Here is a 21,869-nt window from a genome sequence, read left to right as displayed (position 1 = left end):
TGGAGTAAATAAGGAGGCAACCTTATTTGGCAATTGTAAAAAATGAAAAAGTAGTTTCTGTTTGTTGCAGTGCCAGAAGTACGCCCGTAGCTGCTGAGGCAAGTGTGGAAACTTTAGCGGAGTTTCAAGGGAACGGATATGGTACTGATGTTGTTACAGCCTGGGCCATATCAATACAAGAGAAAAGGCGCATTCCACTTTATAGTACTGCTTGGGATAACTTTAGTTTGCAAGCAGTGGCAAGCAAACTAAAAATCATTAACTATGGAATGAATTTACATATTGATTGAATTTTAAGTATTGTTTCGTTCTATTTATTTATATTTTAATATCTAGATTAATGTAAATAATGATATGGTGAATATTAACATTCGATTAACACCTAATTAACAATCTATCAAAACTGACTTAATAAATGCGTAATATAGTAAAGGTAACAAAATAACTAGGGTAGAGAACATTTGAGAACACCCACTTACATATAATGTGCCACTTTCTTAGGTGTGCTCTATTCCCTAGAGTTCAAATAAGGAGAAAGGCGTTCTATGTAAGTAGGTGTTTTTAGTTTGGATAAAAATAGAACAGTTAGGTGGAATAAATGTTTAAAGAACCTTATATTGCGATGATAAAGGATTGGAAAGGATACAAAGCATACAAAAAATTGCCGAAAACAGTTTTTCTTATGACTGGTTCAATGCTGGAATTACCAGAGCGTGTATATGAATTGCAGAAACATGGACATGATGTATTTCTTCATTGTGATTTTATACAAGGCTTAAATACGAATACAGAGGAAGCGCTTTTGTATATTCAAGATGTTATCGGGGCACAAGGTATTATTTCAACAAAGGGTTCAACAATTCGAAATGCTAATAAAATTGGATTGAAAACAATTCAACGTATTTTTATTGTAGATACTTTATCTCTTACTAAATCAATTGAAAATTGTAAAACGACTAAACCAAATGCAGTAGAGATTATGCCGGGGATTATGCCTTCTATTATTAAGCAGCTAGTAGAGGAAATAGAGTTTCCTATTATTGCAGGAGGGCTGATTCAAACGCGAGAAGATGCGGAAATTGCAATTCGTGCAGGAGCAAGTGCGATTTCAACAAGTCATTATGAAGTATGGATACAAGAAGAAAAAAGGAGTGCAACCTTGTGATTGAATTGAAAAATGTTTCAAAGGTATATAAAAATGCAGAAGAGACAGCGGTTAAAGGCGTATCGGTTCATATTAAGAAGGGTGAATTTTTTGTTTTAGTTGGACCTTCGGGATGCGGGAAAAGCACATTATTACGAATGATCGCTGGCTTAGAAGAGATTTCTTCAGGAGATTTAATTATTAATGAACGTGTTGCAAATGATCTAGAGCCGAAAGACCGTAATCTATCAATGGTATTTCAAAATTATGCATTATATCCACACTTATCTGTAGAAGAAAATATTTTATTTGGACTTAAGGTAAGAAAAGTACAAAAAGAAGAGCGACAAAAGCGATTAATGGAAGCTATTGAAATGGTAGGACTGAAAGAGTATGTGAAAATGAAACCAGGCCAATTATCAGGCGGACAAAGACAGCGTGTTGCACTTGCCAGGGCAATTGTGAGTCAAGCGCCAATCTGTTTAATGGATGAACCACTTTCGAATTTGGATGCGAAATTACGTGCGCAAATGAGAATTGAAATTAGAGAAATTCAGCAGCGATTAGGAATTACGATGATTTACGTTACCCACGATCAAATAGAAGCGATGACTATGGGTGATCGTATCATGGTTTTAAATAAAGGAAGTATACAGCAAGTTGGAACACCACTTAACATATATAACGAACCAGCAAACGAATTTGTTGCAAGCTTTATAGGTTCTCCTTCTATGAATATAAATGATGGGGAAGTAAATAAAGAAAAAGGTGTATTACATATAGGACAATTGCAAATTCCATTATCTATTAGACAGTTAAAGCAATTACCAGAAGGAACAATTCGCATAGGCATGCGCCCTGAGCATATTGCAATGTCTGAGGAGGGACAAGAAGTGACGTTGCAATCTGTAGAAGTATTAGGGAATGAATCTATATTGAACTTTGCGGTAAATGGAACAACTTGGAGTGCGAAAGTTATCGGACAGTTACTCCTGAACAAAGGTGACAAAGTAAAATTATTATTCTCGCAAGAAAAGTTATGCTTCTTTAACGAAAACACGAATGAACGCTTAAAAGTGGTAGGTGAAGAAGAGTTGAAAGTGGTGGCGAAATAATGATCGAAGTAAGTAAGTTACCAGTTCAAACAAAGGTGTCAAAAAAGAAAAAATTATGGGAGAGAACGAAAGATTTAAGAATAGGATTATTGTTTTTGGCGCCATCTATTTTGCTATTTTCGATTTTTCTGTTCTATCCATTGTTTAGGACGATTTATTATAGTTTTTATTTAACCGATATACATGGAGAAGCTAATCTTTTCGTTGGCTTAGAAAATTATCAATATTTATTCTCTGATCCAGCCTTCTACAAAAGTATAAAATCAACTTTATTATTTGTTTTATATACAGTTCCTACGAGTATTATATTTGCTTTGTTTCTTGCATTGATTGCAAATGGAAAGGTAAGAGGTATTGGGTTATTCCGAGTTCTTTTTTCTTCGACGATGGGAATATCAGTAGCTGCTAGTGCAGTGATTTGGCTATTTTTATTTCATCCAAGTGTAGGATTATTTAATAATATATTAGCCTCTATGAACCTTCCTGCAATCGCATGGTTAACGAGTCCGGACTGGGCACTATTCTCTGTATCAGTTACAACAGTTTGGGTGAATACAGGTTTTGCATTTTTAGTTATATTAGGTGGTTTACAAAATATTGATACGTCTTTATATGAGAGTGCATCTATAGATGGTGCTAGTTATTTATATAAGCTTCGCCGTGTTACATTACCGATGCTATCACCAACTTTATTCTTTATTGTAACAGTAACATTAATTAGTGCGTTCCAAAGCTTTGGACAAATTGATATTTTAACGCACGGTGGACCAAATGATGCAACGAATTTAATTGTGTACTCGATTTACAAAGAGGCGTTTGTGAATCATCAATTTGGAACAGCAAGTGCACAAGCGATGGTATTATTTGTTTTCATTTTCGTTGCTACATTACTTCAATTTAAGTTTGCTGAGAGAAAGGTGCATTATAAATGATTGTTAAACAGTGGAAACAAAATTTCCTATTATACATGCTACTCATTATTAGTGCAGTGATGGTATTTTTTCCTGTACTGTATGCATTTTTAATAAGCTTTATGACACCAGACGATATTCAAATGAGAAGGTTATTTCCGACCCAGTTTACTTTTGATAATTTCATTAATATTTTTCAAAAAGTACCGCTTTTTACATACTTATATAACAGTTTAATTGTATCGACAGTCGTTATGATTGGACAACTTATCGTATCAAGTTTAGCAGCTTATGCTTTTGTTTTTCTTCAGTTTAAAGGGAGAAACTTAATTTTCTTCCTGTTTATTTCAACGATGCTTATTCCGTGGGAAGCAACGATGGTGCCTAACTTTTTAACGATTCAAAACTTTGGCTGGATCAATAGTTTCGCCGGGATGACAGTGCCGTTTTTTGCAACAGCTTTCGGTATTTTCTTGTTACGTCAACATTTTATGACACTCCCGAATGAACTGAAAGAAGCTGCTTTTATTGAAGGGATTGGAAATATAAGATTTTTATTCAGCGTTGTAATACCGTATTGTAAAACGAGTTTTATTACGCTTGGAGTATATAGCTTTTTAACAACATGGAATATGTATTTATGGCCACTTTTAGTGACCACTGATGAAAAAGTAAGAACAGTGCAAATCGGTGTAAAGCAGCTTCAGTCTCAAGAAGTTGCAACTGATTGGGGAAGCGTAATGGCCGGTGTTACGGTTATCGTTATTCCAACATTGATTTTACTATTTTTAGGGCAAAAGCAATTACAACAAGGATTAACCAAAGGTGCAATTAAATAACTAAGAGAAGGTGAGATTTAAATGAGTCTAGTTAAAAAAGGTGCTGCTCTATTAATGGTAGCAACAATGGCATTATCTAGTGCAGCTTGTTCAAATAGTAAAACAGAGGGAAAATCTGAAGTACAGGCAAAAGTAGCACCAGTTGAAAAAAATGGTGATAAAACTGTAATTCGCTTCTGGCATGCGATGGGTGGAAAAACACAAGGAGTATTAGATGGTCTTGTTGCAGACTATAATAAGTCGCAAAATAAATATGAGATAAAGGCAGAGTTCCAAGGGACATATGAAGAGTCTTTAACGAAATTTAGAACGATGTCTGCAACGAAAGAAGCGCCAGCTCTTGTTCAATCGAGTGAAATTACAACGAAATATATGATTGATAGCAAAAAAATCACACCAATTGATAGCTGGATAAAAAAAGATAAGTACGATACGTCAAAATTAGAAAAAGCAATTACAAATTATTATTCAGTTGATGGAAAAATGTATTCTATGCCATTTAATTCATCTACACCAGTATTAATTTATAATAAAGATGCTTTTGCAAAGGCGGGCTTAGATCCAGAGAAAGCTCCCAAAACATATGCGGAATTACAAGAAGCAGCGAAAAAGTTAACGATTAAAGAAGGCGGAAATGTAAAACAATATGGATTCTCCATGCTTAACTATGGTTGGTTCTTTGAAGAATTGTTAGCGACACAAGGTGCTTTATATGTAGATAACGAAAACGGCCGTAAAGATGCTGCAAAGAAGGCGGTATTTAACGGTAAAGAAGGACAGAAAGTATTTGGAATGTTAGATGATTTAAATAAAGCTGGCGCACTTGGAAAGTATGGAGCAAGTTGGGATGATATTCGTGCCGCGTTCCAATCTGGACAAGTTGCTATGTATTTAGATTCTTCAGCAGGTGTTCGTGATTTAATCGATGCATCTAAGTTTAATGTAGGTGTTTCATATATTCCGTATCCTGAGGATTCGAAACAAAATGGTGTTGTTATTGGTGGAGCATCATTATGGATGACGAATATGGTTTCAGAAGAAACGCAACAAGGTGCTTGGGACTTTATGAAATATTTAACGAAGCCAGACGTACAAGCAAAATGGCATACTGCAACAGGTTATTTCTCAATTAATCCAGATGCATATAATGAGCCATTAGTAAAAGAGCAATATGAAAAATATCCACAGTTGAAAGTAACAGTAGATCAATTGCAAGCGACGAAGCAATCTCCAGCAACACAAGGGGCTTTAATTAGTGTATTCCCAGAATCACGAGATGCAGTTGTAAAAGCATTAGAAGCGATGTATGACGGGAAGAATAGTAAAGAAGCGTTAGATGAAGCTGCCAAAGCAACAGATAGAGCAATTAGCATTTCAGCTCGTACGAGTCAAAAATAAGAGAAAGCCGTATCCTTAAAAGGGATACGGCTTTCTTTATAGGGAGATAAGGGATCAAAGAAATGATGAAGTCTTATCTCTTTTATATGAGTAAAGGGTCTAGAGTGAATGTTGTCCTTTTCATTATTTATTTAACTCCATTGCGACTTGTTTACCATTTACGAAAACCTCTACTACCGCTACTACAACTTCCATTACTTTTTTCATCTCTCATCTCTCCTTATTTTTTGTTTCATTTCTTACTCTCAGTATAAGGAAATACAGTAATTACAACTATCGAATTGGATGACAAGAGACTTACATTGTTGTAAGGATAATAGTTTAGTTTGTAATAAAGTGAAACTGTAATCAGTGGGGGGCTTACTGCCCGTTAATGCGGGATTTCAATTCTGAACTTTCTGTCGTTTTGAACTATAATTAGAAAGAGGGGGGATAATATGAAAAGAATTCTTGTTATTAGTGATATTCATGGAGAGATAGAAAAGTTCGAACATTTATTGGAAGAAGCTCAATATGATGCGAAACAGGATCAATTAATCTTACTGGGAGATTATGTAGATCGTGGTCCAAATGCGCGTGCTGTAATTGAAAAGGTAAGAGAATTGAAAAAAGATGGAGCACTCATTTTAAAAGGAAATCATGAAGATATGATGATTAAGGCGTTAACGACAAATGAGGAACGTTCATGGAACCATTGGGTAAAAAGAAATGGTGGAGATAAGACATTATATAGCTATGGATTTGTAGAAGAAGATATTGCGGTTAATGAGAAAGACTTCCAAAAACCGATTTTACACTCTCGTGTATTAGAGGAACATATAAAGTTTATTCAAGAATTAGATCATTACATTGAAACAGAAGAGTATATATTTGTACATGCTGGGGTTGAACCGATGAAACGAGTTTCTGAATCTGAACCATATACATTAATGTGGATCCGTAATGAATTTCATAATGGATATAGCGGTGAAAAGGTTATTGTATTTGGGCATACGGAAACAAAAACGCTTCATGGTAGTGAGGATTGCGGAGTGTATTTTGGTAGTAATCGTATTATTGGGATTGATGGCGGGGCTGTGTATGGCGGTCAGCTAAATTGTTTAGAGTTGCCGAGTAAAAAGGTATATGTAATAAAAAATTGAAAGAGATAAGAGGAATCTTATTTCTTTCAATTTTTTATTAAGCTAAATTTAAGACAAAGTTTTTATAATAAAACTTCAAAATTTTAGAAGGAAATAGTTAAAAATGAAATTACGTAATGTAACTACATTCTTTTGTTATGAAGAGAAGAAATGTAATAATAAATAGAATTGAACTATTTGATGGAAGGTGAGAGCATGCGTTTACTTGTAGTAGAAGATAATGCTTCGTTATTAGAGTCTATCGTACAAATTTTACGTGATGAATTTGAAGTAGATACGGCAATAAATGGAGAAGATGGATTGTTTTTAGCTCTTCAAAATATATATGATGCAATTTTGCTGGATGTGATGATGCCAGGGATGGACGGATTTGAAGTGATTCAAAAAATACGAGATGAAAAGATTGAAACACCAGTCCTGTTTTTGACAGCGAGAGATTCTTTAGAAGATCGGGTGAAGGGATTGGACTTTGGTGGAGATGACTATATTGTTAAGCCATTTCAGGCCCCTGAATTAAAAGCGAGAATTCGTGCTTTACTACGCAGAAGTGGTAGTTTAACAACGCAGCAAACGATTCGCTATAAAGGGATTGAATTGTTCGGAAAAGATAAAGATGTTCAAGTAGATGGAAAAGGTATGAAGTTATCATTAAAACAATATGAGCTTCTAGAGTACCTTGTTCAAAATAGCGGAAAGATTTTAATGCGTGAACAAATTTTTGATCGTGTTTGGGGATTTGATTCAGATACGACAGTAGCGATTGTGGAAGTGTATGTGCATCATTTGCGTAAAAAATTAGAACCATTCGGTTATCAGAAAGATATTCAAACCGTTCGAGGTATTGGATATATATTAAAAGAACAATGAAAAAGGGAAGTATGTTTCAAAAGACACGCATTCGTTTGACTATAGTGAATTCATTAGTATTTATCCTATTAATAGGTATATTAGGTAGTATTATTTATTCGTACACATATAAGCGTATTTATAATGAAGTGGATCAATCTATAAAAATGCTGGCTCAGTATAGAGAAAAATTAGATGTTAAAATACCACCAAGAAAACGCATGGAGAATATCCAAATTGGAGATCCACGAATAGTTAGAATAACTTGGAATGGAAAAACAGTGAAAATAGAGGGAGATAACCGTAAACTTTGTTCTATTTTTGAAGAGAATTTGGAGAAGTTTTCTCCAAAAAAATTAGAGGATTTACAAGATATTAAAGTACAAGAACGATATTTTAGATCATTTTCGCTTCAAAAAGATGGAGAAATAGTTCAAATCGTGCGAGATATAACAGCGGAAGAAAGAATGTTAAATACTTTATTTTTAATCCTCGTTATAGGTTGCAGCATAGGAAGCCTCTGTGCGATAGGTATCGGTTTTTTCCTAGCTGGTAGAGCACTCGTACCTATTCAAAGTTCATGGGAGAAACAGCAACAATTCGTTTCTGATGCATCACATGAACTCAGGACACCACTTGCAGTTATTCAATCAAAAACGGATGTTTTATTCCAGTCACCATCCGCTACAATAGAAGAAAAGGCGATGGATATTTCTACAATTTCAAAAGAATGTAGGCGGTTATCGAAACTCGTTAGTAATTTATTATTGCTAGCACGTTCTGATTCTAATCAAATTGAGATGGATAAGAAAACATTTGAACTTGATAAATTGTTAGAAGAAATAGTAGCTCCATATAAGGAGATTGCTTCTTATCAAGAAAAAGAAATGATGCTAAAAGTAGAACGTGGTGTATCTTTTATGGGGGATAGAGAGCGGATTCATCAAATGATGGTCATACTGTTAGATAATGCGATGAAGTATACAAACAAAGGTGGGCATATTCAAATTGATTGCACGCAAACGAGTAGTTCAATTCGTATACAGGTGAAAGATGACGGGATAGGAGTGAAAGAAGAAGATATTCCGAAATTATTTGATCGTTTTTATCAAGGGGATAAAGCAAGAAGTACGTCAGAAGGAGCTGGATTAGGTCTTTCAATTGCAAATTGGATTGTAGAAAAGCATTATGGAAAAATATCAGTAGAGAGCAAATGGGGAGATGGCACTTGCTTTGAAGTGATTTTCCCTAAAAATCAAAAAATATAAGTAAGAAGACGATCTTGTTTTTACAAGGTCGTCTTTTTTTAAGGGAAAGTTAAGAAACTATTTATATTATGTATGGCATAAAGAAAGTTCGTTACATGAAGAAGAGACTAGTTGTATGTGAGTGGATTTTATCAATCATAATGTTATTTTAAGCAGCGATGAGATGTATGTATAGTATTAAAAAAACTAGGGGAATGATGGGAAAGAAAGTATAAGAGGGAGGAATTGATTTTGAAAAAGAAAATGATGACGGTATTCATTATTGGAGTAATGAGTTTCAGTATCTTAGGGGGTGCCTCTCCTTCCGAAACACAAAAAGGAAAGACAGATTACACGCAGCGCAGTAAAGAACAATTGAACAATGGAAAGATACATGCAGTGCATACAGAAGAAAAAGCAGAGAAATTAGGTATTGAAACGGAAGGAAAAGAACAAATTACACTAGAAAAAGAAATTCATGAAACAGAAGTAGGAAGGGAAGCAGAGCAGTTAGGTATTTCGATTGAAGGAAAAGATGTTGGGACGCTGTCAGAAGAAATCTATGAAACAAAAGTAAAGCAAGAAGCGTTAAAGCTAGGTATATCTACAGAGAATACATCAATTGTCGATTTAATTACTCAAATTAATGCGATTAAAATTAAAGATGAAGCAGATAAATTAGGTATTTCGACAGATGAAAAAGAAATTGAAGACATTGCGGAAGAAATCTATGGAACGAAAGTACGGGAAGAAGCAGGGAAGTTAGGCATCTCTCAAAAAGGAAAAGAAATTGAAGAGTTAGCACAAGAAGTGTACGAACAAAAAGTACAGGAAGAAGCGAAAAAATATCATATTGATTTGTACGGTAAATATTTATATCAAGTATTAAGAGAAATTAATGAACAAAAGGTGCTACAAATGGCAGATGAGCTCAATATGGATAAAATGAATATGAATATTCAAGAGTTAGCGGAAAAGATAAAAAAAGAGCAGCCTGAAAAAGGAAAAGAACTAAATTTTGTACCGATGATACGAACGGATGCTGACGCATTTTATTCTTATTTAACGAATTAATAAGGACGTGAAAGCGATAAGAAAATTGAAGTGGTATATATGTATAGCTTTACTAGGTGCAGTAATATGGAGTGTATATACAAATGGAATTCCAAAGTATATAGAGAAGTTTACATTCTCAAATATACAAAGAGGAAAAGAAACGGAGTTTAGTAATAACGATGAAAAAGTCATCTTATCAAATGTTCCCTTAATTCAGCAGTTACCAGAATTGGATAGAGGCTGTGAAGTGACAAGCTTAGCGATGATGTTACAATACGCTGGTGTTTCAGTGGATAAGATGACATTAGCAAATGAAATAAAAAAAGTTGATTTTATAGATGATGGTGTGCGCGGGAATCCGAATGAAGGATTTGTAGGTAATATTTACACATTTTCTGAATCAGGATACGCTGTATATCATGGGCCACTTTTTCAGTTAGCGGAAAAATATTTACCTAATAAAGCTGTAGACTTAACAGGGAAGAATATAGAAGAAATTTATAAGAGTATAAAAGCAGGGCAACCTGTAGTCATGATCACAAATGCAACATTTGCACCATTAGATGAAGCTGAATTTACTACATGGGAAACAAATAGTGGAGATGTTTCTATTACGTATAATGAACATTGTGTTGTACTTATTGGGTATGATCAGGAATCTGTATATATTCGAGATCCACTTGAGGATAGCTTAGATGTAAAAGTACCGAGAGAAACCTTTGAACAGGCATGGGTACAAATGGGAAGTCAGGCAATTAGTTATGTAAAGAGCGCTAAATAAATTAGGACGAAGATTTTTAGTAATATGACTATAAGGTGAAGGATAAAACATTTGAGGATTATAAGAGAAGTTTTATAGAGTAGAAGCTGTTAAGAAATAAGAGAACTTTAGCATATATAATGCTAAAGTTCTCTTTTTATGATTAAAATACGTATAAGGAGTGAATATGCAAAAATGCATAATTGACGAAAAAATTACATGTTATCATTATATATTGTTTTATATATGTTAATTGTATAAAATGACACAAGTATCCACATTACATAAAGGAGGCTTATTATGCAAAAATATTTAACTGGGTTAAATGTATGAGTATCAATAAAAATTAATCATTTCATTTTTATTATTTTAACTATACCAGGAATTATTATCGGTGGTGTTTCATATCAAACTGCCAAAACAAATTTTGAGCATCAAATGACAGATAAAGCAAAGGAGAATATTTCGATTTTAAATACTGTTATTTCTCAAAATATAGAAGAGAAATTTGTTGATGCGACGTACTTTGCAGACATCTTAACAGAGGATACATATCTAAATGGACAAGAAGAAATAGTAAGAACGAAGTTAGCACAATATATAAAGCTTCATCCAGAAGTAGAAGGTATTTATATTGGAACAGAGACGGGAAAGTTTATAAGAGAACCATTTATTCAAATGGCTGATGGGTATAATCCAACAGATAGATCTTGGTATAAAGAAGCACATGAAAATAAAGGGAAAGTAATTGTTACTGCGCCATATCAGTCAGCATCTACAAAAAATATGGTAGTGACGATTGCGAAAGAAGTAAAAGATGGTAAAGGTGTTATAGGAATTAATTTAAATTTAGATAACATCTTAAAAATTTCCAAAATGATTAACATTGGTGAAAAAGGTTATGCAGTTATTTTAGATCAAAATAAGCAAATTGTTAGTCATCCATCTAGAAAACCAGGTGCAAAAGTTACTGATCCTTGGATTAAACCAATTTATGAAGATAAACAAGGAAATGTGTCTTATACAGAACAAGATGATAAAAAGAATTTAATCTTTGCAACAAATGAGAAAACGGGCTGGAAAGTAGTTGGTGTTATGTTCGATGAAGAAATTACCCAAGCTGCCAGTCCAGTGTTTTATAAGACTTTGATTGTCATTGCTATCGCTATTGCATTTGGTAGTGTATTAATTTATTTCATTACAAAGTCTATTACAAGGCCATTACGAAAAATAGCCGAATCGGCATATAAAATTAGTAAGGGAGATTTAACAGAGAAAATTACAATCCATTCCAAGGATGACATAGGGAAATTAGGGAATTCATTTAATGAAATGTCTACGTCTTTACAAGATGTTATTACCCAAATTAGCTTTTCAGCAGAACATGTTGCAGCATCGGCAGAAGAGTTAACAGCGAGCGTACAGCAAGCAAATGATGCGACAGATCAAATTACAATTGCAATGGAACAAGTATCAGGTGGGGCTGAATCACAAAGTCAAGGTGTTGAAGAAGGTGCGGCTACATTGCAACAAGTAAATACAGCAATTCAAGATGTAACTGGAAGCGCAGAGTCAATTTCTATTTCTTCATTACATGCGCGACAAAGAGCTGAAGAGGGAGAAGATTTAGTTGAACAAACTGCAAAACAAATGCAGTCTATTTCTAGGTCGGTATCCGAGTCAGATGCTATTATTAAACTTCTTGATGAGAAATCAAAGCAAGTAGGAGCTATTTCTGAAGCAATTCAAAACATCGCAACTCAAACAAACTTATTAGCTTTAAATGCGGCTATTGAAGCAGCAAGAGCAGGTGAACAGGGACGAGGATTTGCTATTGTAGCAGATGAGGTTAGAAAATTAGCAGAGCAATCAGGAGAGTCATCTGGAGAGATTGCAAATTTAATTGCAGAAATTAAGGCGGATATTGAACATACTGTTAAGGCGATGGATAATGTGAATGGAGAAGTTCAACAGGGCCTTGATGTTGTAACAAAAACGAAAGTAAGTTTTACGGAAATTTTAAGTTCTACTACACATATTGTTTCTCAAGTTAATCAAATGGTAGAAACAACGAAGAGAATTGCTGGAGATGCAAATGAAGTGACAAATGCTATTGATGAAATTGCAGCTGCTGCAGAAGAAAATACAGCTAGTATGCAAAGTGTTGCAGCTTCAACAGAAGAACAGGTTAATTCCATGGAGGAAATTAGTTCAGCTTCGCAAAACTTAGCTGAGATGGCAGAAGAACTACAAGCGATGACTAGTAAATTTAAAGTATAATAACAGCAGATAAGTAAGGTGAAAATAATATCACCTTACTTATTTTTCTATTCAGCAATTAGGGGAGTCATTAACGGGATGAAAAAAAGAAAAAGACTATGGAATTTGTGGAAAACGATTACATTGTTAGTTTGTACAGTTGTAATTTTTTCTTTACTTGTGACAGATATATTAATTAGTCATAATGTGGAACGGACGACGGAGGATAGCCAATCAGAGAAGGCAAAAACAATTGCACACATTGTGGCGAATGATTCGATTGTAATCGATGGTTTGGTTGGGAAAGCAGATACCTCTGCAATCCAAACGTATACAAATAGAATATTACAAAACACAGGTGTTCAATTTATTGTAGTTATGGACATGGGTGGAATAAGAAAATCTCATCCAGATCCTCAAAAAATAGGTCATCATTTTATTGGCGGGGATGAAGGGCCTGTATTGAAAGGAAAAGAACATGTATCGTTAGCAGAAGGAACTTTAGGTATTTCCATGCGAGTGTTTGTACCAATATTTTCTGAAACAGGTGAACAACTTGGAGCAGTGGCTGTTGGTATTTCAGCAGATAATGTAAAAGAGAGAGTTAAGGAAAGTAGACATATCATTTATATTGGTGTCGGAGTTGGTGTATTAGTCGGAATTATAGGAGCAATATTGCTAGCTAGACATATAAAGAAAAGTTTATTCGGTCTTGAGCCGCACAGGATAGCAAAAATTCTTGAAGAAAGAAATACGATGCTACAATCTGTAAAGGAAGGTATTATTGCTGTAGATAAAGAGGCTAGAGTAACGTTAATTAATAATGAAGCGAAACGTCTATTTAAAAAAAGCGGACTTGAAGAAGATTTTATCGGTAAAGATGTTGAGCTGTATATGCCAAATTCTCGTATAAAAGAAGTATTGCAAACGGGAGAAGTACAATTAAACGAAGAACAAAATATTTACGGAATTACGATTGTGACGAATCGAGTTCCTTTATATGTAAAAGGAGAAATTGTTGGTGCAATTGCAACATTTCGTGATAAAACAGAGATTAGAAAACTAGCAGAGGAACTAACTGGTATTAGACTATATGCAGAAGCATTACGGGCACAATCTCATGAGTTTATGAATAAGATGCATGTCGTATTAGGGCTTACACATATGAAACAGTATGAAGAATTACAGAAGTATATAAGCGGCATGGTATCAGAGCATCAATATGAAATTGGTGGAGTTATGAAAAGAATAAAAAGTCCAGTATTTGCTGGTTTTTTACTCGGGAAGCTCAGCTATGCTAGAGAGAAAAATATAAAATTAATTATAAGTGAAGATTCTTATATGCCGGAAATAGATGATGAAAGTATTACTCATGAACTTATTACGATTGTCGGAAATTTAATTGATAATGCATTAGAGGCAGTTACGAATTGTGAAAAGAAGCGAGTTGAAGTTAAGATACAACATGGGGATATACTAACTATTACAGTACAAGATACGGGAAAAGGTATACAAGAAAAAGAAATAGAGGAATTATTTACGAAAGGTTATTCCACAAAGGGAGATAACCGCGGTTATGGTTTGTATCTTGTAAAAGAAAGTATACAGCGAATAAATGGGGAAATTCATATGCATTCATTAGTAGGTAAGGGAACAACGATAACAATTGAAATACCTAAAGGTAGGGATGAGAGGCAAATATGATTAAAGTTTTAATTGTAGAAGATGACCCGATGGTAGCAATGCTAAATACGCATTATTTAGAGCAAGTAGGAGGATTTGAACTTGTTCAAGCAGTTAACTCAGTAAAGTCGGCGATCGAAATATTAGAGAAATCACGAGTAGATTTAGTATTACTTGATATTTTTATGCCTGAAGAGACTGGTTTTGAGCTTTTAATGTATATCCGGAACCAAGAAAAAGAAATTGATATTATAATGATTTCAGCTGTACATGATATGGGAAGTATTAAAAAAGCATTACAATATGGTGTAGTAGATTATTTAATTAAACCATTTACATTTGAACGATTTAAAGAGGCATTAACTATATATCGAGAAAAACTTACTTTCATGAAAGAACAACAAAAAATTAGTCAATCGGAATTAGATTCGTTAATTTTACAAAAAGAAAAAAGGGAGCCTACTGTCACGAAAGAGCTTCCGAAAGGGTTAACGAAGCAAACGTTGCAATTAATTTGGCAGAAGATTGAGTCGTTGAATGGAAGAGTGTTTACAACAGATGAAATGGCACAATTAGTTGGAATTTCAAGAGTTTCTATTCGAAAATATGTAATGTTTTTGACTGACATTGGAGTGTTAGAAAACGAAATGATGTACCAACATGTGGGCAGACCTGTAAGTAAATTAAGATGTGTTGATCAAAAGAAAATAGAGTTTTACGTATAAGCGACTTAATATAAGTCGCTTATACTTTTTTTAATTACAAAATCAATTACAAAACTTACAAAAACTATTTTTACTATTGAAAGCGTTTTAATATTGTTATTAAGAAAACGAGGGGGTGCCATATGGGAATTCAAAAGAATGTGGAAGCGGTATCATTTTCTGAAGGAAATGAAGTACAAAGAGAATCTTTCGCTTCTAAAATTATGAATGTAAAAATCGGTGTTATACCTTTACCGTTATATGTAGTATTGGCTGCTATTATTTATGGGGCATCTGTATATAATAAATTGCCAGCAGATATGATTGGTGGATTTGCAGTTATTATGATCATGGGGATTTTCTTAGGCGATATTGGGATGAGAATTCCAATTTTAAAAAATATCGGCGGTCCAGCAATACTTTCGTTATTTATTCCATCATTACTTGTATTTTTTAACTGGATGAATCCAGCTTCAATGGAAGCTACGACTATGTTAATGAAAAAATCGAACTTTTTATATTTATATATTTCTTGTTTAGTAGTCGGAAGTATTTTAGGAATGAACCGTAAAGTGTTAGTACAAGGTTTCGTTCGTATGTTTATTCCTTTAGTAGTAGGGACGTTAGCTTCTGTAGCAGTAGGGTTATTGGTCGGTTCATTATTTGGATTTGAAATGAAGCACACATTCTTCTTTATCATCGTACCAATTGTGAGTGGTGGTATCGGGGAAGGGATTTTACCATTGTCGCTAGCTTATAGTGATATTTTAAATGAATCATCAGCGACGTTTGTATCACAGCTTATTCCAGCAGCTATTATTGGAAATATGTTCGCAATTGTAAGTGCAGGGTATATGAAGCGTTTAGGTGAGAAGAAACCGGAGCTTAGTGGTAACGGTGTATTAGTGAAAACAGACAATCAAGCAGAATTATTAAAAGAACAAAATACAGAGAAGCCAATTGACTTCTCATTAATGGGAGCAGGTTTATTAATTGCGTGTACGTTCTTCATCTTTGGAGGATTTGCTTCTAAGTTCATCGGTATTCCTGGGGCAATCATTATGATTTTTTCAGCAGCACTTGTGAAATACTTTAAATTAATGCCAGCAAAAATGGAGCAAGGAGCATTCCATTTATATAAATTTATTTCGAAGAATTTAACTTGGCCTTTAATGGTTGGATTAGGATTGCTATATATTCCGTTAAAAGACGTAGCAGCAGTTCTTTCAGTAGGATATGTTGTTGTGTGCGCATCGGTTGTTCTTACAATGGTAGCATCAGGTTTTCTTGTAGGGAAAGTGATGAAGATGTATCCAGTTGAATCGGCGATTGTAACTGGATGTCATAGCGGTTTAGGCGGAACTGGAGATGTTGCTATTTTATCGGCTTCAAATCGTATGGAATTAATGCCGTTCGCGCAAATTTCAACTCGTTTAGGCGGGGCGGCAATGGTTGTAACGGCGACAATATTATTAAAAATGTTTTCATGATCAAACAAGCTAGCTATATTCATATAGCTAGCTTGTCAAATTAAGGGGAGATTATAAGTATGTTAGCAAATCAAATTAATGAAAGATCATTGTTATTGCATAAAGAATTAGTAGGGAAAATTGAAATTACAAGTAAAGTGGAGGTAAATTCAGCGGATGATTTAAGCCTGACGTATACACCAGGTGTAGCGGAGTCGTGTAAAGCAATTGCGGCAGATGAAGAAACAGTGTATGACTATACAGCACGTGGCAATATGGTGGCAGTTGTTTCAGATGGAACAGCGGTACTCGGTTTAGGAAACATTGGACCGAAAGCGGCTATGCCTGTTATGGAAGGAAAAAGTATTTTGTTTAAGAAGTTTGCGAATGTAGATGCTTTCCCATTATGTTTAGGCACAACGGATGTAGATGAAATCGTTACCCTTGTAAAAAATTTAGAGCCTACATTTGCAGGGATTAATTTAGAAGATATTGCAGCACCGCGTTGTTTTGAAATTGAAAAACGATTAAAAGAAGAAACGAATATTCCTGTATTCCATGATGATCAACATGGAACAGCTATTGTCGTTTTAGCAGCTGTTATTAATGCATTAAAAGTTGTTAGCAAACAAATGGATAATGTGAAAATCGTTATTAACGGTGCGGGTTCGGCAGGAATTGCAATTGGAAAATTATTATTAAAGGCTGGTGCAAAGCACATTACGTTAGTTAGCCTAGAAGGTATTGTTTGTGAAGGTGAAACATGGATGAACGAAGCACAAATTGAAGTTTCAAAAAAGACAAATCGTGAACATGTGCGTGGAACGTTAAAAGAAGCAATTCACCAAGCTGATATTTTTATTGGCGTATCTGCTCCTAACGTATTAACGAAAGAACTTGTACAGACGATGAATGAGAAAGCAATTGTGTTTGCAATGGCGAATCCAATTCCAGAAATCTTCCCTGAGGATGCATTAGAGGCTGGGGCAGCTGTAGTAGGAACTGGACGCTCGGATTATGCGAATCAAGTAAATAATGTATTGGCGTTTCCCGGAATATTCCGCGGTGCGTTAGATGTGCGCGCAACTGATATTACAGAAGAGATGAAATTAGCGGCAGCATATGGGATCGCTAACATCATTACTGATGAAGAACGTAATGCGAATTATGTAATCCCGAATCCATTAGATAAAAGAGTTGTTCCAAGTGTTGCAGAAGCAGTAGCGAAAGCAGCTATTGATTCAGGCGTGGCACAAATTACGAAAATACCACGTTATTAATAGCGAAAAGCAGTGCCTAAAAGGCACTGCTTTTTTGAGATAAGAAATCAAAATAATGAAGAAGTGTAGAATTATTTATGTTTCTTCATTATTTATTTAATTCCATTGCAACTTGTTTACCATTCACTAAAACCTCAGTTACTGCTACGATCACTTCTATCATTTTTTTCATCTCTCATCTCTCCTCGTTTCATTTCTTACTTTAAGTATAAGAGAAGAGAGATAATTCAACTATCGAAGTACATGACGTAGAAATTACATTGTTGTAAGAAAGTGGTTTATTTTTGTCACTTTACTCAGCAGTGATTACAAACTGATCATAATATTTTTCATTCACATATATATTTAATAACCATAATCCAGATGAAGGTAGTGACATAGTGAGAGGGAGTTCGTTTGTAGTAGAATCGATTGTATTTGAAGTAGTCCAAGTTTGTTTGGAAGTTTCTTTTTGAAAGAGTACTTGTGTCGGAGTTACAGATCCTTGTTTTAGCGCAATAATAGACAATTTTCCAGTTGGTATTTCAGAATCTAGAAAGTGCCACATTATTTCATTTTGTTCATTTGCGATAATAGGACTATCAGCCATTGCGACTTTACCTTCGATGCCTTTTAAAGGCATTTTTCCTTCTACGAAAGAAGGTGTTTCTTCCCAATTTACATCTTTTAAAACACTAAGGTGAAAGAAGGAAGGTGCGTTCACTTGAGTGGATGACGTTGCTATTACGTCTTTTTTTTGTTCTTTTGAATCCGGTTGCGTTTGTGTGCATCCAGTGATGAGGAAGGAGAGAAGTAGCATAGTTCCGATTTTTTTCATGGTGCCACACTCCTAGTTTTTATTGTTAGTGTAATTGTATTTGCTAGAAGGCGGGACAATTCCTTTAAAGTATAAAAAGAGGTCGTAAGTTTTGTACGACCTCTTTTGACATTTTTATCCCGTAAAAGCCCGATTGGTGTAGGTTAATAATTAGTGGGAGATAGTCCCCACTAATTAAAGTTTCATTTTATATTTGTTCCGTTGTATAGGTTGGTTCGGTTTCTTTTTGAGGCATCGTCAAAAAAATAACGGACAGAACGATACATACGCCGCCTAATAATTGATATGTTCCAAAAGATTCATTTAGCCAAGTGATTGAAACGATGGCAGCTACAAGGGGTTCAATGCTAGATAAAATGCTTGTTTCTGTTGCTGCTAAATATTTAAGACTACCGATATATAGAAGGAAAGAAAGGGTACCACTAATAATGATAAGAATAAGCATAGAAAAAGTTTTTAGTGTAAGGGTTTGTGAAAATTGATTCCACCCGAATGAACGATTATAAATAAGTAGTGCAATTCCTCCGATTAACATCCCCCAACCAATTACTACAGTTGTCCCGCATTCTTTAATGAGAGAAGCCGGATGAAGGGTATAAAATGCAAATCCGATTGCTGTTAATAGTCCAAAAATAATAGCTTCTTTGGATAAAACAATATTTTCAATTGAGCCATTTGTAATAATAAAGTATGTTCCTATTAGCGCGGCTATAATTGCGAATAGTTGCATGGAAGCAGGGAATTTTCTTTGTTCAAATGCAACATACATGGTAATAAGAACAGGACCTAGAAATTGAAATAGCGTTGCTGTGACTGCATTACTAATATGAACCGTTTCGATAAAGGCGTATTGCGCACCGAGCATGCCGAGAATAGAAAAAATAATAAGTTGTATAGAATATCTAGGGTGTTTCCAAATTTGAAATATATTTTGTTTCTTTATAAGTAAGAAAGACAAAATAAATATTCCTGCAAGCAACAATCGAATTGTTAAAAAATCAATTGAGGATACATTAGTATGCTGAAATAGCCACTGAATCATTGGACCAGATAATCCCCATAATGTAGCCCCTGTAATAATCATAATAAGTCCGATACGTCTACCATTGTTCATTATCATGTTTCTCCTCTCCGGTATTTGATTTTTTATGTGTGACATGATAATAGGAATTATATATAACTTCTGGTACTGTAAAAAGTATCAGATTTTAGTTTTATTAAGGGGTCAGATACTATGTTAGAATTAACGCCTAATTTAAATATGAATAGTAAAAAGGCATTATATGTGCAATTGTATGAGTATATAAAAAAAGAGATTAAAGATGGATCAATTGTCCCTTTTACGAAATTACCGGCTAAGCGAAAGTTAGCGATACATTTACAAGTAAGTAAAAATACAGTAGAGGCAGCGTACGAACAATTACTTGCAGAAGGTTATATTGAGTCGATATCGAGAAAAGGTTATTTTGTATGCAAGATTGAGCAAATGGCTCATGTAGAGGATAGCGGAGAGAGAATAGAAGAAGTACCGTTTCAGGAGAAGAGTTATAAATTTGATTTTACACAAACAGGAATTGATACAAATGCTTTTCCATTCAATATGTATCGGAAAATTGTAAATGAAATATGGCAGCCGCATAATAACGAACTTCTCTTTCTAGGACACCCTCAAGGAGAAGCGAGCTTAAGAGAAGAGATTACGAATTATTTGTATGAATCTAGAGGTGTACGTTGTTCAGCTAGTCAAATTGTATTAGGAGCGGGAACACAAATATTAGTGAAACTATTGTTTCAATTGTTAAAGGGAAGCAATTATGCAGTTGAAAACCCAGGATATCATAGAAAGATGGTTGTTTTTGAACAGGGAGAAGCAAGAGTCCAAATGTTATCTTTAGATAGAGATGGAATTTGTATTGCAGATTTAGAAAATAGCAATGCGAATGTTGTATTTGTTACACCTTCCCATCAGTTTCCGTATGGAATGATTATGCCTATTACGAGAAGGATGCAGCTTTTACAATGGGCCAAGAAAGAAGAGAGCAGGTATATTATTGAAGATGATTATGATAGTGAATTTCGCTATTCTGGAAAGCCTATACCGGCGCTGCAAGGGTTAGATACAGAGGGGAAAGTTATTTATATGGGGACGCTATCTAAAGCATTATTACCATCGCTACGGATGAGCTATATGGTGTTGCCGAAGAAATTAATTAAAAAGTATCAACAGCAATATTTATTTTATACACAAAGTGTTTCAAGAATGGACCAAGAAGTGATTAGAAGATTTTTAAATGAAGGCTATTGGGAAAAACATATTCATAAAATGCGTGTCGTCTACCGAAAGAAGAGAGATCGACTTGTTTTTGAAATAGAGAAATATTTCTCTAATCGTGTTGAAGTGATAGGAGAAGATTCGGGATTACACATTTTATTAAAAGTGCATAATAGAATGCGGGAAGAAGAATTAATTCAAGAAGCTGCGAAACATAGTATCAAAATATATCCTGTGTCTACGTACTATAAAGACGGTACGGCGCCTGAGAATGTAGTTTTACTTGGGTTTGCGATATTATCAGAGGAAGAAATTGCGAAAGCGATTCAATTATTACACACGGCATGGTTTACAAGAAAGTAAAAAACATCCTCCAAACATGAGGATGTTTTTTATTATTTATTTTCATCTAAGAATAAGACCATATGCTCTTCGTCCCAATATTGTCCGTTATATTTTAATGAACGTTCTTGTACACCGAATGTTTTAAAACCTAATGATTCATAAAGTTTTTTCGCTCCATCGTTGCCAACAACAACATCAAGCATAACTTGTTCTACTTCTAAAGATTTAGCAAGCTCAAGACATTCTTTAATAAGTGCTTTTCCTGCTCCAAGTCCGCGCGCTTTTGGAGATACATATACAGAACCGATTTTAGCTTTATGTTCTTGTTTTACATATGGTTTCGTTTCCAGTGTTGCAACCCCGATTAATTTTCCATCTTTAAATGCACCTAGCGTATAGTTTTCATCTTGTGCTAATTTTTGTGCTTTATATTCAATCGCACACTCTTTATTAATAATATCTTCATAAGAAGAGCTGAATGCTTCAGGGTTTTGCTTTAATCCTTCTACGCGAAGTTCTAAGTAAATTTCTGCTTCGTCTTTTGTTAATACATGGATATCCAATTATATCACCCTCCAAATC

General features: G+C 34.5%; 18 protein-coding genes and 2 pseudogenes. 17 read left to right on the top strand and 3 right to left on the bottom strand.

All coding sequences use genetic code 11. From position 1 onward, the window contains the following. Window positions 1–14 precede the first annotated feature (14 nt). The 16 genes and pseudogenes from IQ781_RS12745 to IQ781_RS12670 all read left to right on the top strand — a co-directional run. A pseudogene (locus IQ781_RS12745) lies at window positions 15–290 on the top strand (GNAT family N-acetyltransferase); the annotation flags it as partial. A gap of 308 nt (window positions 291–598) precedes the next feature. Further along, window positions 599–1,165 (top strand): glycerol-3-phosphate responsive antiterminator, encoded by a 567-nt coding sequence (locus IQ781_RS12740; RefSeq protein ID WP_000472003.1) that lies wholly within the window; start codon window positions 599–601, stop codon window positions 1,163–1,165. Then, window positions 1,162–2,259 carry an ABC transporter ATP-binding protein gene (locus IQ781_RS12735; RefSeq protein WP_000571392.1) on the top strand — a complete coding sequence of 366 codons (1,098 nt, stop codon included), beginning with the start codon at window positions 1,162–1,164 and terminating at the stop codon, window positions 2,257–2,259. Before IQ781_RS12740 ends, IQ781_RS12735 begins: the two co-directional genes overlap by 4 nt. Beyond that, window positions 2,259–3,191: a carbohydrate ABC transporter permease gene (locus IQ781_RS12730; protein ID WP_000573797.1), complete on the top strand. Its 933-nt coding sequence runs from the start codon at window positions 2,259–2,261 to the stop codon at window positions 3,189–3,191. Before IQ781_RS12735 ends, IQ781_RS12730 begins: the two co-directional genes overlap by 1 nt. Next, a complete protein-coding gene (locus tag IQ781_RS12725) occupies window positions 3,188–4,009 on the top strand; it encodes a carbohydrate ABC transporter permease (RefSeq protein WP_000635946.1) in 822 nt (273 codons plus the stop codon). The genes IQ781_RS12730 and IQ781_RS12725 overlap by 4 nt, the downstream gene beginning before the upstream one ends. Before the next feature lie 21 nt (window positions 4,010–4,030). Next, window positions 4,031–5,407, top strand: a complete 1,377-nt coding sequence (locus tag IQ781_RS12720; protein WP_063220130.1) for an ABC transporter substrate-binding protein — start codon at window positions 4,031–4,033, stop codon at window positions 5,405–5,407. Between the two features lie 437 nt (window positions 5,408–5,844). After that, window positions 5,845–6,549, top strand: a complete 705-nt coding sequence (locus IQ781_RS12715) for a metallophosphoesterase family protein (RefSeq protein WP_000821949.1) — start codon at window positions 5,845–5,847, stop codon at window positions 6,547–6,549. 195 nt (window positions 6,550–6,744) lie between these two features. Then, window positions 6,745–7,416, top strand: a complete 672-nt coding sequence (locus IQ781_RS12710; RefSeq protein WP_001238621.1) for a response regulator transcription factor — start codon at window positions 6,745–6,747, stop codon at window positions 7,414–7,416. After that, window positions 7,413–8,663 carry a sensor histidine kinase gene (locus IQ781_RS12705; protein WP_079004457.1) on the top strand — a complete coding sequence of 417 codons (1,251 nt, stop codon included), beginning with the start codon at window positions 7,413–7,415 and terminating at the stop codon, window positions 8,661–8,663. Before IQ781_RS12710 ends, IQ781_RS12705 begins: the two co-directional genes overlap by 4 nt. 231 nt (window positions 8,664–8,894) lie before the next feature. Continuing rightward, complete coding sequence (locus IQ781_RS12700) at window positions 8,895–9,716, top strand: hypothetical protein (protein ID WP_000728575.1); 822 nt, start codon at window positions 8,895–8,897, stop codon at window positions 9,714–9,716. Window positions 9,717–9,723: 7 nt separating this feature from the next. Continuing rightward, window positions 9,724–10,479, top strand: coding sequence for a C39 family peptidase (locus IQ781_RS12695; protein ID WP_065211570.1), 756 nt, complete (start codon window positions 9,724–9,726; stop codon window positions 10,477–10,479). A 308-nt stretch (window positions 10,480–10,787) separates the two neighbouring features. Next, window positions 10,788–12,738, top strand: a pseudogene (locus IQ781_RS12690) (methyl-accepting chemotaxis protein). A 78-nt stretch (window positions 12,739–12,816) separates the two neighbouring features. After that, the gene (locus tag IQ781_RS12685; RefSeq protein WP_065211572.1) at window positions 12,817–14,421 is read left to right on the top strand and encodes a sensor histidine kinase; all 1,605 of its coding nucleotides are present in this window, start codon (window positions 12,817–12,819) and stop codon (window positions 14,419–14,421) included. Beyond that, window positions 14,418–15,125, top strand: coding sequence for a response regulator (locus tag IQ781_RS12680; RefSeq protein ID WP_000598666.1), 708 nt, complete (start codon window positions 14,418–14,420; stop codon window positions 15,123–15,125). Before IQ781_RS12685 ends, IQ781_RS12680 begins: the two co-directional genes overlap by 4 nt. A gap of 122 nt (window positions 15,126–15,247) precedes the next feature. Further along, window positions 15,248–16,594, top strand: coding sequence for a 2-hydroxycarboxylate transporter family protein (locus IQ781_RS12675; protein ID WP_139847084.1), 1,347 nt, complete (start codon window positions 15,248–15,250; stop codon window positions 16,592–16,594). A gap of 59 nt (window positions 16,595–16,653) precedes the next feature. Then, window positions 16,654–17,853, top strand: coding sequence for an NAD(P)-dependent malic enzyme (locus IQ781_RS12670; protein WP_000880780.1), 1,200 nt, complete (start codon window positions 16,654–16,656; stop codon window positions 17,851–17,853). Window positions 17,854–18,145: 292 nt separating this feature from the next. Here the strand turns inward: IQ781_RS12670 and IQ781_RS12665 are convergent, their stop codons facing one another. Both IQ781_RS12665 and IQ781_RS12660 read right to left on the bottom strand, forming a co-directional pair. Then, on the bottom strand, window positions 18,146–18,670 hold the full coding sequence (locus IQ781_RS12665) for a DUF4871 domain-containing protein (protein ID WP_000719692.1): 525 nt from the start codon (window positions 18,668–18,670) through the stop codon (window positions 18,146–18,148). Window positions 18,671–18,857: 187 nt separating this feature from the next. After that, window positions 18,858–19,784, bottom strand: coding sequence for a DMT family transporter (locus IQ781_RS12660; RefSeq protein ID WP_001059054.1), 927 nt, complete (start codon window positions 19,782–19,784; stop codon window positions 18,858–18,860). Window positions 19,785–19,904: 120 nt separating this feature from the next. Between IQ781_RS12660 and pdxR the strand changes: the two genes are divergently transcribed. Then, window positions 19,905–21,305 (top strand): MocR-like pyridoxine biosynthesis transcription factor PdxR, encoded by a 1,401-nt coding sequence (gene pdxR, locus IQ781_RS12655; RefSeq protein WP_065211573.1) that lies wholly within the window; start codon window positions 19,905–19,907, stop codon window positions 21,303–21,305. 32 nt (window positions 21,306–21,337) lie between these two features. On the opposite strand, the gene IQ781_RS12650 is transcribed toward pdxR, so the two are convergent. Next, entirely contained in the window at window positions 21,338–21,850 is a 513-nt protein-coding gene (locus IQ781_RS12650; RefSeq protein ID WP_000351212.1) for a GNAT family N-acetyltransferase, read from the bottom strand. Window positions 21,851–21,869 lie beyond the last annotated feature (19 nt).

The sequence above is a fragment of the Bacillus sp. N447-1 genome (assembly GCF_022701035.1).
Classification (GTDB): domain Bacteria; phylum Bacillota; class Bacilli; order Bacillales; family Bacillaceae_G; genus Bacillus_A; species Bacillus_A cereus.
Note: the sequence above shows the minus strand (reverse complement) of the source record. Positions and strands in the feature narration are given on the sequence as shown.

Excerpts from the sequence above, each read along its gene's own strand:
- IQ781_RS12705 (WP_079004457.1), top strand. The coding sequence starts at position 7,413 with ATGAAAAAGGGAAGTATGTTTCAAAAGACACGCATTCGTTTGACTATA.
- IQ781_RS12670 (WP_000880780.1), top strand. The coding sequence starts at position 16,654 with ATGTTAGCAAATCAAATTAATGAAAGATCATTGTTATTGCATAAAGAA.
- IQ781_RS12660 (WP_001059054.1), bottom strand. The coding sequence starts at position 19,784 with ATGAACAATGGTAGACGTATCGGACTTATTATGATTATTACAGGGGCT.
- IQ781_RS12725 (WP_000635946.1), top strand. The coding sequence starts at position 3,188 with ATGATTGTTAAACAGTGGAAACAAAATTTCCTATTATACATGCTACTC.
- IQ781_RS12720 (WP_063220130.1), top strand. The coding sequence starts at position 4,031 with ATGAGTCTAGTTAAAAAAGGTGCTGCTCTATTAATGGTAGCAACAATG.
- IQ781_RS12680 (WP_000598666.1), top strand. The coding sequence starts at position 14,418 with ATGATTAAAGTTTTAATTGTAGAAGATGACCCGATGGTAGCAATGCTA.
- IQ781_RS12665 (WP_000719692.1), bottom strand. The coding sequence starts at position 18,670 with ATGAAAAAAATCGGAACTATGCTACTTCTCTCCTTCCTCATCACTGGA.
- IQ781_RS12685 (WP_065211572.1), top strand. The coding sequence starts at position 12,817 with ATGAAAAAAAGAAAAAGACTATGGAATTTGTGGAAAACGATTACATTG.
- IQ781_RS12715 (WP_000821949.1), top strand. The coding sequence starts at position 5,845 with ATGAAAAGAATTCTTGTTATTAGTGATATTCATGGAGAGATAGAAAAG.
- IQ781_RS12730 (WP_000573797.1), top strand. The coding sequence starts at position 2,259 with ATGATCGAAGTAAGTAAGTTACCAGTTCAAACAAAGGTGTCAAAAAAG.
- pdxR (WP_065211573.1), top strand. The coding sequence starts at position 19,905 with ATGTTAGAATTAACGCCTAATTTAAATATGAATAGTAAAAAGGCATTA.
- IQ781_RS12710 (WP_001238621.1), top strand. The coding sequence starts at position 6,745 with ATGCGTTTACTTGTAGTAGAAGATAATGCTTCGTTATTAGAGTCTATC.
- IQ781_RS12675 (WP_139847084.1), top strand. The coding sequence starts at position 15,248 with ATGGGAATTCAAAAGAATGTGGAAGCGGTATCATTTTCTGAAGGAAAT.
- IQ781_RS12740 (WP_000472003.1), top strand. The coding sequence starts at position 599 with ATGTTTAAAGAACCTTATATTGCGATGATAAAGGATTGGAAAGGATAC.